Genomic DNA, 12,523 nt, shown 5'->3' with positions numbered 1-12,523 from the left:
CGCTTACTTGTAGATGAAGCCGACAACGCCGTGGTAGCGGCCGTTGGGCTTGTCGGTCTGCATGGTGCCGTAGACGCGGTTGACGCGGCCAAGGAACATGGCCGGACCATCGCCGGCGGCATTGAAATTGTCGTCCGGCTTAGCCAGGTCGTTGCGCGCCACCGGCCGAGCCAGATAAGGCGTGATGATGATGACCAGTTCAGTTTCATTGCGGACGAAATCGCGGCTGCGGAATAGCGTGCCGAGCACCGGGATCTTGGTCAGGCCGGGCAAGCCCGATACAGCCTGGCGGACGTCGTCGCGAACGAGGCCGGCAATCATCATCGAACCGCCCGACGGCAATTCGACGGTGGTGTCGGCAAGTCTCTTGCGGATCGACAGAAGCGTCAGGCCGGGCAAGCTGCCGCCGCCTTCCAGGGTGGTAGCACCTTCCGAGGTCGGCTCCGAAACCGATGTTCTGACCTTGAGGCTGATCCGACCCGCCGACAGCACAACGGGCTGGAACTCGAGGCCTATGCCGTATTCCAGCTTTTCGTTGGTGTAGGTGACCTGGCCGGTCTGGTTGTCGGTCGAAACGTTGTTCGTACGTGCCGTGATGAGATTGAATTCGCCGCCGACCCTGAACGTTGCCTTCTCGCCCGAAACCGCGGTGAGGGTCGGTTCTGCAAGCGTCTTCATGACGCCGCTTTGCTCCATGGCATTGATGTAGGCTTTGAGGCCACTGCCGCCCAAGTTAAAGCCTGAATTCTGCGAAAGCGGCTTTCCCAAACCGTAGTTGGGCGAACTCAGCGCACCGTAAGCGATGCCGTCCATGCTGCCGCTGCCAACCATGTTGACGCCGAGCTGCTTCATCACCGAGCGGCTGACTTCGGCCACGGTCACCTTCAGCGTCACCTGGTCGTCGCCGATGATCTGTAGCAGGTTGACGATCTTCGAGACCCGGCGTTCGGCATCCGGGTTGTTGATGTCGACGCCGCCATTGGCATTGCCGCCGGCCGCGGTCTGCGAATACTGGCCCGTCGTCGCTTCACCTCCGGACACGAAGATGGTTGCCAGATCGACGGCGCGCTTGGCATCGAGCGGCGTATCCACCGTCCCGGTCAGGACGACGTTGTCGTTCAGCAATTCGACCTTGATCTCGGCATTCGGAAGGAAGCGCTTGAGGTAGTCTTCCAATCCGGCGACGTCGCGTTCGACGGCCAGATCCAGGCTGGCAATCTGCTCGCCATTGGGACCGAAGACGAAGATGTTGGTTTCGCCCACCGACTTGCCGAACAGATAGATGCGCCTTGCGGTGCGGGTCACCGCATCGGCGACCGCGGGATTGGCGACAAGGATGTCGTAGGCGTCGCTCGGCAGATCGATGACGACCGATTTGTTGAGGCCGAGCTTGACACGTTGCGTGGCGGTCGAGGCCGTGACCCCGACGCTCTTTCCGGCGGCCTTGGCGTCGCCGAGGCCACTTGCATGGGCTCCGAGGAAAAGCAGGCCGACGGCTGCAGCCATGGTGACCGGCAGTTTAGCGACTAACCTCATTTCCTTGCCCCTACTTCGGAAACTTCGCCCGATTTGATCAACCGCACCGTTCCGCGCCGCCCACTGCCGGAAACGAGGTAGTCGGCTTCATCGGTACCCTTTTCCTTGTTGTCGGTGATCGAGCGCAGCGCCAGCGTCAGGCGATCGGCCATCTGCTGGGCGACGGTTATGATCTCGGCCTGCTGCGGCGTCAGCTCCAGCGTCGCCGTCTGTCCGACCCTGGTCTTCTTGCCTTCCTCGTCCTCCTGGATGGTCTGATCGATCGCCAGGACGCGGATGTTCTTGAGGATGGTCTCGGTGGTGAATCCGCTGCCGCCGTTGCCGGTGTCGGATCTGCGGGTCATGATGACGTCGACAAAATCGTTGGGCAGGATGAACCCGCCTGCCGACGTGTCAGCCGAGATCGCGGTGGCGACGGCACGCATGCCGGTGGGCAGGATCGAAGACATGAAGCTTTGCCCCTCGCCGATCAGCTTGGAGCGCCGCAGCGGCTCACCGGTGTACATCGCCATGCGGGCGACGGAGCCCTTCAGTTTCTCCCGCGCTTCGGGTTCGGCGGCACGGGTGATGAAATTCGCATTGATGCCATCGGACGGCCAGGACTCCCAGCTGAGATTGTTCTCAAGTGGGCTGCCCATCGGCACGTCGCCGGAAAGCACGAGCACATCCTGCAAGGCAATGGCCGGCGCCTGCGGGGCATCGGCGACGACCTGCTGGGGCGGGACCGCCACCATATTCTTGGCAACATAACCTGCACCACCCGCCGCAGCCACCGCCACGCCCAGAATAATCAGTCGGGATGCTGGCATCTGTCCGAACCCTCGCCTTTAGGCAACCACCTAGCCAGGCCGGACTTTGCAGCGGCAATCGTCAAAACAAGGTTAATGCAATGCTTACGATCGTGATTAATTTAAGGTTTATATAAATTGGACGGACCCGTGCTCGGACGACAGAAAGGGCGACCAGCGGCCTCTTTTCAGACCGATGTCGGAGCGGCAAAGGTTGCTTGCTGTTTCAGTTCGCCAGCTTTGCCAGTGCCCAAACCATCAGGGGTGAATCCGGATAGGTCAGCAGCCCGCCAATGCCGAGTGCAATGCCGTAGGGAACGCCAGTCGTGTCGTCGGCGAAATGGCGCAGGAATAGATTGTGGCTGGTGTAAATCGCCAGCGGCGATTTCCGGTAGAGAAGGATGGCGAGCGTCAGCAGTCCGCCGATGAACGTCGATATCACGAGATACTCGACAAGGTGAATGTTGAACCCCATCCAGACGGCGGTGCCGGCGAGCAGCTTGGCGTCGCCGCCACCCATGCCGCCGAGTGCAAACAGACCGAACGTCACGGCCAGCACCAGGCCGCCGGCGGCGAAATGCCAGCCATAGGTTGCCCAGTCCATGGCCGTCAGCGGCGCAACCAGCGCAAACACCGCCAGCAGCAGCACCGGTACGCGGTTGGCGATCGTCATCGACAGCATGTCGGAGATCGCGGCGAAGAGCATGCAAAAAGGAAAGATGACGAAGATCAACGCTTCGAGCATGGGCGCGACACCCTGTTGCCAACTGTATCCAGCCTCAGCCTAGACATATATGATTAACGATCGATGAGACTGGGTTACTCAAAACCACCCGACGCGATGAAATAAGGGCCGCCAGTCAGGCGGCCCCTATCTCTAAGGCAACCAGGGTATTACGAACCACTCACCTTACCGGCGATGGCGATGAACTTGTTGTTCAGGGCGTTGCCGAGCTGACCAGCGCCAAAAATGATGGCAAGCGCGATGAGAGCGGCGATCAGACCGTATTCGATAGCGGTCGCGCCGGATTCGTCCTTCGCGAAACGTGCGATGAGATTAGACATTCGAGAGCTCCTACTCCACGTGTTACAGCACTTCCGTCAACTTCTGTGGTGGTTGATCGGATGCTGCTAATCTACGGAGAAGCTCTTTCAATCGGCTTAATAAACAGCCTTACCGATTCCTTTCCCGCTTCGAACAGCTTGCGTGGTTAACCGTAAACTAAACGCTGGACAGTAGCTCGCCTGCCCGTGAAAAGCTGTAATTTCACGGCTATCGGCAGGACGCATTGTTATATCAGCTGGCAGCAAGATTGGAGCGAATACCCGGCGCCGGTCAAGGGTTTAACCGTTGGTTCACCAATCTCCTTCATGTTCCGTGAACAAGTTTTGCCGCTGTGGAGCGCCTTGATGACCGCCATGAAATCGTCATTCCTGCTTGTCGCGCTTCTCGCCGTCCCGGCTTTCGTGCTGCCGGCCAAGGCCGGAGCCGGCATTGAAGTGACGATGAACCAGGCCAAGATCGTCAAACTGACACGCCCCGCCGACACCATCGTCGTCGGCAATCCGGCGATCGCCGACGCCTCCGTCCAGGATGCATCGACGATCGTGCTGACGGGCAAGGGGTTCGGCGTGACCAATCTGGTTGTCCTCGACCACGATGGCAGCCCGATCGTCGACGAGCAGGTGACCGTAGTGCGCCAGGACGCGTCGTCGGTGCGTATCTACAGGCGCGCCTCGGTCCAGACCATGTCCTGCACGCCATATTGCGAAAGTTCGTACAAGAGCGACTCGGAAAAGTCGTCCGAGGCCGAGATGAGCGCTGGGCAGTAAGCGCCTCAGGTGACTTGATTGTCTGGGGGGAGAGCCGCGTCGGTTAGCGGCCGGTTAATGTCGCCTGGTCGAATTTAACGGTCATTCAAACCGGAGCTAAATGGGTTCTTGATAGTGGTGCTGACGGTACCGCATCAGGATCGGCAGGAACGGGATATGGGCGACGTTTTGGACGAGGATTCAAGACGCAAGATCTGCAAGGCCAAGGCAGGGCGCGTGACGTTTGCCCGTCGTTTCCTTGGTGATCGGCGCGGCGGCACGGCGATAGAATTCGCCATGCTTGCGTTACCGTTTGCGGCTCTCGTCTTCGCCATCCTCGAGAGCTGCATTTCATTTGCCGGACAGGAGGTGATGGCCAACATCACCGATGATATCGCCCGTCAATTGCGTACTGGCCAGTTGAGGCAAGCCGATGTGACGGAAGAGAAGCTAAAGGGTAGGGTCTGCGCCAGACTCGAGATCATTGTCGCCAAGGGTTGCCCCGGCTTGCTGGTTGATCTGCGCCCGTTCAAGACCTTTGCCGGGGCAGCCAGTGCGGGTTTCAAGATTTCCGGCTCGACCATCACGCTGACGGGCAAGGATCCGGATACAGGCAAGGACCCGGCTTTCGGGACCCCCACAATAGGTCCGGCAGAATCAAAGAACATGCTGCGGGTTTTCTACCCTTGGCCGGTCATGACCGATTTCATGGCTCAATACATGTCGAATATGGATGGCGGCAAGACGCTGCATTACGCAACGGCAACGTGGCAAAACGAGCCATTCGACAACTGAGGCACGTGTAGCAAAGGAAAAGGGCATGTTTCGTGCGGGGGCACATCCGGGGATATCGGTTATCTGGAAGAGAGCGGCGCGGTTTTGTGCCGATCGTCGGGGCATAGCGGCGGTCGAGTTTGCCCTCATCGTGCCCGTCCTGCTGATCATGTATTTCGTTACCATGGAGGCCTCGCAAGCCATCGAGGCCAGCAAGAAGGTCAGCCGCATCAGCTCCATGGTTGCCGACCTCGTCACGCAGCAAACGTCGGTGGTCAATGCAGATCTCACCGACATTATGAAGATCGGAAACTCCAGCCTTCAGCCTTATAACCGCTCAGTCGCCGATATCTTCATCACAGCAATCGACATCGAAGCCGATCCGGGCAACCCGACACCGAAGGCGAAGGTGGCGTGGTCCTGGCGCGTGCTGAATGGGGTCACGAGCCGCGACTCCAACCCGACAAGCTCCACAACTGTTCCGGCGACGCTCAACGTTGCGGGGACTTTCCTTATTCGTGTCAAAACCACTCTCAAATATGAACCGATCATCTCCTGGTCGGAAAGCGCCGAAAAGCCGCTCGGATTTATCTCGGCCTTCAACGAAGGCAAAATAACGATGAGCGAAACCTACTATCTCAGGCCGCGCCGGGCCACCTCGATCCCCTGCAGCAATTGCTGAAGCAGTTCTACCCATTCAACCCGGGTCATTGCGCGCTGCTGTCCGTGCTGCCCGACACCAGGCGCACGATGGAAGCGGCCATCGCATAGTCACTCGCAGCGGCGAGCGTGAACCCTCCCGAATGTTTCGATTCCACGAAATCGTAGATTTCCGGCGACTGCGATCTGAGATTGGTGAGGAAGACCGTCAGTCGGCGTTTGGCTTCGGGGTCAAGATCGCTGCGGACGGCGTGAGGGCCGTATCTGAGCACGCCGGAGGTCCAGATGATCTGGAGCGCGGCTTCTGGAATGCCCGCAGCCTCCAGTCGCGCCGTCGTGCCGTCCGGATCAGCCGGCTGATCGCCAGCAATCGCCGTCCAGTTTTCCGCCGTGGCCCGCTCCCAGCCGAACACGGCATCGGCCTGGCCATCGACCAGCATCGTTTCTGCGGCGGCAGCCGAGCCGGCATGAGCGAGGAATGGCGCATCCTGGCTGATCTTGATGCCGTCGGCCGCCAGCCCGGCGAGCGGTAGAAGCGAACCGCCGACATTGTCGGAAGGCGCCATGGCGATGCGGTGCGTTTCCAGGGCCGCGAGACCGGAAAGCCTGCCGTCGCGCGTCAAAAGCACGGAGCGGATCCCCGTGGCACCGTCGGCATCGACCGGCGCCACAAGAGGTTCGACGCAGCCGCAGCGCTCCGAGGCGGTGGCGTAGGCGGTCGCCGAATAGACCGCGTACTGAATCCGGCCATTGGCCTGTGCCTCGATCAGCGCCGCATAGTCATGCGCGACGACGAATTCCACCTTCATGCCGAGCGCCTTGCCGTAGGCGTCAGTCAGCAAGGCCAGACCCGGAACCGTGTTGCCGGCGCCCGGCTCGGCAACGATGCCGATCCGAAACGTGCCGATCTGGTCGCGCCAGTCGGCGTGCGCGGCGAACTGCGAGGCCAGCAGCGCTACGGTGGTCGCCAGTGCACTCCAACCGAGGTCAGCCCGTCTCATCGATCCATGCCCCGCACGCCGTTCCTTGAAGCGCATCGCATGTCTCAAGGATGCGTACACCACGCCTGCCCGACTTCGCGACTATCGCGCCAGGCCGTTGCCGCCTGGTTTACGATTTGCCAATGCCGCGACGGGACCTTATGTCTGGTCAACCAGACTGGCAATGACGGCATCGATGGCACGCGCTTTCCTCTTCGTTCTCGATTCTTTCGGCATTGGCGGCGCCGCCGATGCCGAACGCTATGGCGACGCCGGCTCGAACACATTCGGACATATCGCGCTGGCCTGCGCGGAAGCCCGCGCCGATCGCGAGGGCCTGCGCGAGGGACCGCTGAAGGTGCCCACCATGGTTTCGCTCGGTCTCGGCCGCGCAGCAGAAACCGCAACCGGCTTCCAATTCGACAGCAAAGCCGCCGTTTCAGCCTCCGCCTTCCACGGCGCCGCGCAGGAGATTTCGAGCGGCAAGGATACGCCGTCGGGTCACTGGGAAATCGCCGGGCTGCCCGTGCGGTTCGACTGGGGCTATTTCCCCGATAAGGTGCCCGCCTTCCCTGCCGAACTGACCGAAGCGATGATCCGCGAGGGCAAGGTCCCGGGCATTCTCGGCAACTGCCATGCACCCGGCACCGAGATCATCGAGCGCTTCGGCGAGGAGCATATCCGCACCGGCCAGCCGATCTGCTACACCTCGGTCGATTCCGTCCTGCAGATAGCAGCGCACGAAGTTCATTTCGGCCTGGAGCGGCTCTACGAGTTCTGCAAGACGGTACGCCGGCTGGTCGACCCGCTGAAGATCGGACGGGTGATCGCACGGCCTTTCCTGGGCGAAACATCAGCCACGTTCGAGCGCACCTACAACCGCCATGACTACGCCGTGCCGCCGCCTGAGCCGACGCTGCTCGACCGCTTGACCGGGCGCGGCAGCCGGGTGATCGCGGTCGGCAAGATCGGCGACATCTTCGCCCACCGCGGTATCTCGGAAGTACGCAAGGCGCCCGGCAACATGGCAATGTTCGACAAGGCGCTGGGCGCGATGGACGATGCCGGCGACGGCGACCTGGTGTTCGCCAATTTCGTCGACTTCGACACCGAGTTCGGCCATCGCCGCGACGTCGCCGGCTATGCTGCGGCGCTCGAAGCCTTCGACCGCCGGCTGCCCGAGGCACTGGCAAAGCTGAAGCCGGGCGATCTGCTCATCCTCACCGCCGACCATGGCAACGATCCGACATGGCGTGGCACCGACCACACGCGCGAACGCATCCCGGTCATCGGCATCGCACCGGGTCTCACGGGCGGCGACATCGGGCTCAGGACCACCTTCGCCGATATCGGCGAGACGGTCGCCGAACACCTCAAGCTGGCGCGCGGCCGCCACGGCGCTTCCTTCCATGCGGCGATAGGCGGCCATGCCTGAACTGCCCGAGGTCGAAACCGTCCGGCGCGGCCTGCAGCCGGTTCTGGAAAGCGCGCGGATCGTACGCGTCGAGGCGCGCCGGCCCGATCTCAGATTTCCGTTTCCGGCGAAATTTGCGCAGCGGCTGACCGGCAAGACGGTCATCGCGCTTGGCCGCCGCGCCAAATATCTCACCATACACCTGGACGATGGCCCGGTGCTGATCTGCCATCTCGGCATGTCGGGCTCGTTCCGCATTGAGATCGCTGATGACAAAGAGACGCCCGGCACGTTCCATCAAGAGCGCTCGAAGAATGCCAAGCACGACCATGTGGTGTTCCATGTCGTGTCGCCTGTCGGCGTCCAGTCTCGCGTGGTCTTCAACGACCCGCGTCGCTTCGGCTTCATGCTGTTTGCGGAAGGCCTGGCCGAGGCGCATCCGATGCTGGCGGGACTGGGCGTCGAGCCGACCGGCAATGCGCTGGAAGGCGCCCTGCTCGCCTCTCTGCTGAAGGGCCGCAGATCGCCGTTGAAGGCGGCGCTGCTCGACCAGAAGCTGATTGCCGGGCTCGGCAATATCTATGTGTCGGAAGCGCTGTGGCGCGCTGGCCTTTCGCCATTGCGCGAGGCAGGCACCATCGCCGGGACCGGCAAGAAGGCCAAGGAACAAAGCGAACGACTGGCCGAGGCAATCCGTTCGGTGATCGCCGATGCGATCGCCGCCGGCGGGTCTTCGCTGCGCGACTATGTGCACACAGACGGATCGTTGGGCTATTTCCAGCATTCCTTCGCAGTCTACGATCGCGAAGGCGAGCCCTGTCCGACGCCCGGCTGTCGCGGCCACATCGCGCGCATCGTGCAAAGCGGCCGCTCGACCTTTTATTGCCGGACCTGCCAGCGGTAAGCTGCACGGTCCTTCAGTGCCGCAACCAGGAGGCCAGCCCATGAGCTATGAAACCATCATCGTCGAGACGCGCGGCAAGGTCGGCCTGATCACGCTGAACCGGCCCAAGGCGCTCAACGCGCTGAACGCGCAGGTGCTGGAGGATTTGCTGACGGCGGCAAAGGGGTTCGACGCCGATCCCGGCATCGGCGCCATGGTCATCACCGGTTCCGAGAAGGCTTTTGCGGCGGGCGCCGACATCAAGGAAATGCAGGCCGTCACCTACGCCGAGGCCTATGTGCAGGATTTCTTCGTCGGCTGGGAAGAGTTTACCCGCACCCGCAAGCCGATGATCGCGGCGGTCGCCGGCTATGCACTGGGCGGCGGCTGCGAACTGGCGATGATGTGCGATTTCATCATTGCCGCCGACACGGCGAAATTCGGCCAGCCCGAAATCACGCTCGGCGTCATTCCCGGCATGGGCGGGTCGCAACGGCTGACCCGCTTTGTCGGCAAGTCGAAGGCCATGGACATGTGCCTGACCGGTCGGATGATGGATGCCGCCGAAGCTGAGCGCAGCGGCCTGGCGTCGCGCGTCGTGCCGGCCGGCGAGTTGATCGAGGAGGCGATGAAGGCCGCGGCCAGGATATCAGAGTTTTCACTGCCATCGGTGATGATGGCCAAGGAGGCAGTCAACCGCGCCTACGAGACGACGCTGGCGGAGGGACTGCGCTTCGAACGCCGGCTGTTCCACTCGCTGTTTGCGCTCGACGACCAGAAGGAAGGGATGGCAGCCTTTGCCGAGAAGCGGAAGCCGAATTTCACCAATCGCTAGAGTGGCGGCGGCGAGGACCAAAAAGAAGCCAAAGCGGCGTTGACGCGCCGGAAAAGCTGAACTATAAGCCGCTCCAACCGAGGCGGCCGTTGGCTGCCCGATTGTTTTTTGCGCCCTGCGGCATCCCGCATGCGCCCACCAGATCAGAAGAGAGGCATCATGGCCAATACCTCCTCGGCCAAAAAGGCAACGCGCAAGATCGCCCGCCGCGCAGCGATCAACAAGAACCGCCGCTCGCGCGTGCGTACATATGTCCGCCAGGTCGAAGAGGCACTGGCTGCCGGCGACAAGGCAGCCGCGCTGGAAGCCTTCAAGACCGCAGAGCCGGAATTGATGCGCGCCGCGACCAAGGGCGTGATCCATAAGAATACGGCATCGCGCAAGGTGTCGCGTCTGGCTCACCGCCTCAAGGTGCTGTCGGCCTGATTGACCGTTCCTGAACTGTCGTTCTTTCAAACCCGGCCAATCGCGCCGGGTTTTTTCGTTTGCCGGCAAGCACTTAAAAAGAACGGCCGCAAAGCATGCGGAGCCGCATTCCAGAGTCCGGAATGCTTTGCCGGCACATACACTCCCACTGATATTCCAATCCGCCGAAACGGCCCACGCCAATAAATTTGGCTGTCACAAATTGCTGATATTTTTCAGTGGCTTGCTGGAAGTGATCCACAGCTTGTTCACATCGCCTGTGGGCGACAGGCAGCAAGTTGGTGTCAAGCGAATTATTTCAGAAAATTTCAAACCGCACAGCCATTTTCATATTCGCGGCAAAAGGGTTTGAATCCCAATGGCTTTGTCAAAATATGCGCTTCCAGCACGGAGCCCGAACCGTTGTTCACTAACCAGATTCCTTAAAAATCCGTTAGAGGTGGCCTTGCCCTATCCACAGCGATTTCGGTAATGTCGATCTATCGAAAGGGACGGGCCATTAGCCCTTAACCCAGCCTGAATCGGCCAGCTTAACAGTGGCAGAATTCATGACGTGGATCAATTCCGCGAACGGGTATGGCTTGCCTTTTCGATACGATAGGGGACTGGCGTAATTGTACATGGCAGCTTGATGGCGCACCGGCGTTTTCGCCGGGCAGCACCGCTTTGCCCGAACATGTCAGACGGACTGGCTTTAAGCAGCCGGGACCGATCCCTTTTTGACGAGGCAACGTCATCCGCCGGCGGCGGCGGTGGTGTTGTAGCGAAGATACGGTCGCCGGAAACATGGGTGCAGGAGGCGCACTCCCGGCGGAAAAAAGGTACAAAGGAAAAGGGACGCACAATCATGCAGAGCGGCATCGAGCGGGAGCTTACGGGCGACCTGCCATTTCCCGGAACATTGGTCGGAGCGCACGATATGGCGGCTTCCAACGACGCGGAACAGAAGTTCGACCGGGTCAAGGCCCAGTTGAAGGCGCGCCTGGGAACCGAGGTCTATTCGAGCTGGTTCGGCCGTATGAAGGTGGCTGAGGCTTCCCGGGGCATTGTACGCATCTCGGTGCCCACGGCCTTCCTGCGCTCGTGGATCAATGGCCATTATCTCGATCTCATCGCCGATCTGTGGAAGCACGAGGATCCCGAAATCCTCAAGATCGAGATGGTCGTGCGCACCGCGACCCGTCCTGCCCGCAATGGCGTCGAACCCGAGGTCGTGCCGGCGCGCAAGATGACCAAGCATACGCAGACCGCATTGGCGGCCGGCACGGTCGGCCCCGGCAGGGTGGATCGGGCGCCCGCCCCTCGTCCCGGCACGCCCATCGAGAGCGAATTCCGGCACAATGTGCTGGGGTCGCCGCTCGACCCGCGCTACACGTTCGGCTCCTTTATCGAAGGCCCGTCGAACCGGGTGGCTTTCGCCGCAGCCAAAGCCGTGGCGGAATCGCAGTCGAGCGCGGTGCGCTTCAACCCGCTGTTCCTTCATGCGACCGTCGGGCTCGGCAAGACGCACCTTCTGCAGGCGATCGCGGCCGAGTCCTTGAAGCAGAACCCGAAATCGCGCGTCGTCTACCTGACGGCCGAATATTTCATGTGGCGCTTCGCCACCGCGATCCGCGACAACAACGCGCTGACGCTGAAGGAACAGCTGCGCGACATCGACCTCTTGATCATCGACGACATGCAGTTCCTGCAGGGCAAGTCGATCCAGCACGAATTCTGTCATCTCATCAACATGCTGCTCGACAGCGCCAAGCAAGTGGTGGTTGCCGCCGACAGGCCGCCGTCGGAACTGGAATCGCTGGAACCGCGGGTGCGCTCGCGCCTCAATGGCGGTGTCGCGCTGGAAATGTCGGCGCCAGACTTCGCCATGCGCATCGGCATGCTCAAACTTCGGCTTGCCACCGCCAAGGTTGACGATGCATCGCTCAATATTTCGGAGGAGATCCTCAACCATGTCGCCCGCACGGTGACCGGCAGCGGTCGTGAGCTGGAGGGCGCGTTCAACCAGCTGCTGTTTCGTCAGTCGTTCGAGCCGGCGATCACCATCGACCGCATCGACGAAATCCTCGGCCACATCTATCGCTCTGGCGAGCCGAAGCGGGTGCGCATCGAGGACATCCAGCGCATCGTGGCGCGCCACTACAATGTGTCGAAGACCGAGTTGCTGTCCAACCGGCGCACGCGCACCATCGTGAAGCCCAGGCAGGTCGCCATGTACCTGTCGAAGGTATTGACGCCGCGCTCGCTGCCGGAGATCGGCCGGCGGTTCGGCGGGCGCGACCACACCACGGTGCTGCATGCGGTGCGCAAGATCGAGGACCTTTCCGGCGTCGACAACACGCTGGCGCAGGAACTGGAACTGTTGCGCAGGCTGATCAACGACCAAGCCTGATCGGCGCGGCAAACGGAGCGCGC

General features: G+C 61.4%; 13 protein-coding genes. 8 read left to right on the top strand and 5 right to left on the bottom strand.

Going from position 1 to position 12,523, the window contains the following annotated elements; translation table 11 throughout:
* Positions 1 to 3: 3 nt before the first annotated feature.
* From NKJ76_RS09795 to NKJ76_RS09780, 4 genes are all read right to left on the bottom strand, one after another.
* A complete protein-coding gene (locus tag NKJ76_RS09795; RefSeq protein WP_023681984.1) occupies positions 4 to 1,536 on the bottom strand; it encodes a type II and III secretion system protein family protein in 1,533 nt (510 codons plus the stop codon).
* Positions 1,533 to 2,345, bottom strand: a complete 813-nt coding sequence (gene cpaB, locus NKJ76_RS09790) for a Flp pilus assembly protein CpaB (RefSeq protein ID WP_023681985.1) — start codon at positions 2,343 to 2,345, stop codon at positions 1,533 to 1,535. Before cpaB ends, NKJ76_RS09795 begins: the two co-directional genes overlap by 4 nt.
* Positions 2,346 to 2,550: 205 nt before the next feature.
* Positions 2,551 to 3,069 (bottom strand): A24 family peptidase, encoded by a 519-nt coding sequence (locus tag NKJ76_RS09785; protein ID WP_023703464.1) that lies wholly within the window; start codon positions 3,067 to 3,069, stop codon positions 2,551 to 2,553.
* Between the two features lie 149 nt (positions 3,070 to 3,218).
* On the bottom strand, positions 3,219 to 3,389 hold the full coding sequence (locus tag NKJ76_RS09780) for a Flp family type IVb pilin (RefSeq protein WP_023681987.1): 171 nt from the start codon (positions 3,387 to 3,389) through the stop codon (positions 3,219 to 3,221).
* Positions 3,390 to 3,734: 345 nt separating this feature from the next.
* Here NKJ76_RS09780 and NKJ76_RS09775 point away from each other — a divergent pair, with 345 nt between their 5' ends.
* The 3 genes from NKJ76_RS09775 (at position 3,735) to NKJ76_RS09765 (ending at position 5,592) form a co-directional block, all read left to right on the top strand.
* A complete protein-coding gene (locus NKJ76_RS09775; protein ID WP_023681988.1) occupies positions 3,735 to 4,157 on the top strand; it encodes a pilus assembly protein N-terminal domain-containing protein in 423 nt (140 codons plus the stop codon).
* A 156-nt stretch (positions 4,158 to 4,313) separates the two neighbouring features.
* On the top strand, positions 4,314 to 4,931 hold the full coding sequence (locus NKJ76_RS09770) for a TadE/TadG family type IV pilus assembly protein (protein WP_031196259.1): 618 nt from the start codon (positions 4,314 to 4,316) through the stop codon (positions 4,929 to 4,931).
* A 25-nt stretch (positions 4,932 to 4,956) separates the two neighbouring features.
* Positions 4,957 to 5,592 carry a TadE/TadG family type IV pilus assembly protein gene (locus tag NKJ76_RS09765; RefSeq protein WP_352510962.1) on the top strand — a complete coding sequence of 212 codons (636 nt, stop codon included), beginning with the start codon at positions 4,957 to 4,959 and terminating at the stop codon, positions 5,590 to 5,592.
* 25 nt (positions 5,593 to 5,617) lie between these two features.
* Here NKJ76_RS09765 and NKJ76_RS09760 read toward each other — a convergent pair whose 3' ends face one another.
* On the bottom strand, positions 5,618 to 6,571 hold the full coding sequence (locus tag NKJ76_RS09760) for a PhnD/SsuA/transferrin family substrate-binding protein (RefSeq protein ID WP_352537301.1): 954 nt from the start codon (positions 6,569 to 6,571) through the stop codon (positions 5,618 to 5,620).
* 175 nt (positions 6,572 to 6,746) lie between these two features.
* Here NKJ76_RS09760 and NKJ76_RS09755 point away from each other — a divergent pair, with 175 nt between their 5' ends.
* The 5 genes from NKJ76_RS09755 (at position 6,747) to dnaA (ending at position 12,500) form a co-directional block, all read left to right on the top strand.
* Positions 6,747 to 7,985: a phosphopentomutase gene (locus tag NKJ76_RS09755; protein WP_352459187.1), complete on the top strand. Its 1,239-nt coding sequence runs from the start codon at positions 6,747 to 6,749 to the stop codon at positions 7,983 to 7,985.
* Entirely contained in the window at positions 7,978 to 8,868 is an 891-nt protein-coding gene (gene mutM, locus NKJ76_RS09750) for a bifunctional DNA-formamidopyrimidine glycosylase/DNA-(apurinic or apyrimidinic site) lyase (protein WP_023831948.1), read from the top strand. The genes NKJ76_RS09755 and mutM overlap by 8 nt, the downstream gene beginning before the upstream one ends.
* A gap of 40 nt (positions 8,869 to 8,908) precedes the next feature.
* Positions 8,909 to 9,682 (top strand): enoyl-CoA hydratase, encoded by a 774-nt coding sequence (locus NKJ76_RS09745; RefSeq protein WP_352537300.1) that lies wholly within the window; start codon positions 8,909 to 8,911, stop codon positions 9,680 to 9,682.
* A gap of 159 nt (positions 9,683 to 9,841) precedes the next feature.
* The gene (gene rpsT / locus NKJ76_RS09740) at positions 9,842 to 10,108 is read left to right on the top strand and encodes a 30S ribosomal protein S20 (protein ID WP_023681995.1); all 267 of its coding nucleotides are present in this window, start codon (positions 9,842 to 9,844) and stop codon (positions 10,106 to 10,108) included.
* Positions 10,109 to 10,955: 847 nt separating this feature from the next.
* The gene (gene dnaA / locus NKJ76_RS09735; protein ID WP_031199295.1) at positions 10,956 to 12,500 is read left to right on the top strand and encodes a chromosomal replication initiator protein DnaA; all 1,545 of its coding nucleotides are present in this window, start codon (positions 10,956 to 10,958) and stop codon (positions 12,498 to 12,500) included.
* Positions 12,501 to 12,523 lie beyond the last annotated feature (23 nt).

Origin of the sequence: Mesorhizobium sp. M0029 (assembly GCF_040323735.1) — a bacterium.
Taxonomy (GTDB): Bacteria; Pseudomonadota; Alphaproteobacteria; order Rhizobiales; family Rhizobiaceae; genus Mesorhizobium.
This window is presented reverse-complemented; position numbering and strand designations above follow the sequence as displayed.

Bases quoted from the DNA above. Each gene is read 5' to 3' on its own strand.
- NKJ76_RS09795 (WP_023681984.1), bottom strand. From the start codon at position 1,536: ATGAGGTTAGTCGCTAAACTGCCGGTCACCATGGCTGCAGCCGTCGGC.
- cpaB (WP_023681985.1), bottom strand. From the start codon at position 2,345: ATGCCAGCATCCCGACTGATTATTCTGGGCGTGGCGGTGGCTGCGGCG.
- NKJ76_RS09785 (WP_023703464.1), bottom strand. From the start codon at position 3,069: ATGCTCGAAGCGTTGATCTTCGTCATCTTTCCTTTTTGCATGCTCTTC.
- NKJ76_RS09780 (WP_023681987.1), bottom strand. From the start codon at position 3,389: ATGTCTAATCTCATCGCACGTTTCGCGAAGGACGAATCCGGCGCGACC.
- NKJ76_RS09775 (WP_023681988.1), top strand. From the start codon at position 3,735: ATGACCGCCATGAAATCGTCATTCCTGCTTGTCGCGCTTCTCGCCGTC.
- NKJ76_RS09770 (WP_031196259.1), top strand. From the start codon at position 4,314: ATGGGCGACGTTTTGGACGAGGATTCAAGACGCAAGATCTGCAAGGCC.
- NKJ76_RS09765 (WP_352510962.1), top strand. From the start codon at position 4,957: ATGTTTCGTGCGGGGGCACATCCGGGGATATCGGTTATCTGGAAGAGA.
- NKJ76_RS09760 (WP_352537301.1), bottom strand. From the start codon at position 6,571: ATGAGACGGGCTGACCTCGGTTGGAGTGCACTGGCGACCACCGTAGCG.
- NKJ76_RS09755 (WP_352459187.1), top strand. From the start codon at position 6,747: ATGGCACGCGCTTTCCTCTTCGTTCTCGATTCTTTCGGCATTGGCGGC.
- mutM (WP_023831948.1), top strand. From the start codon at position 7,978: ATGCCTGAACTGCCCGAGGTCGAAACCGTCCGGCGCGGCCTGCAGCCG.
- NKJ76_RS09745 (WP_352537300.1), top strand. From the start codon at position 8,909: ATGAGCTATGAAACCATCATCGTCGAGACGCGCGGCAAGGTCGGCCTG.
- rpsT (WP_023681995.1), top strand. From the start codon at position 9,842: ATGGCCAATACCTCCTCGGCCAAAAAGGCAACGCGCAAGATCGCCCGC.
- dnaA (WP_031199295.1), top strand. From the start codon at position 10,956: ATGCAGAGCGGCATCGAGCGGGAGCTTACGGGCGACCTGCCATTTCCC.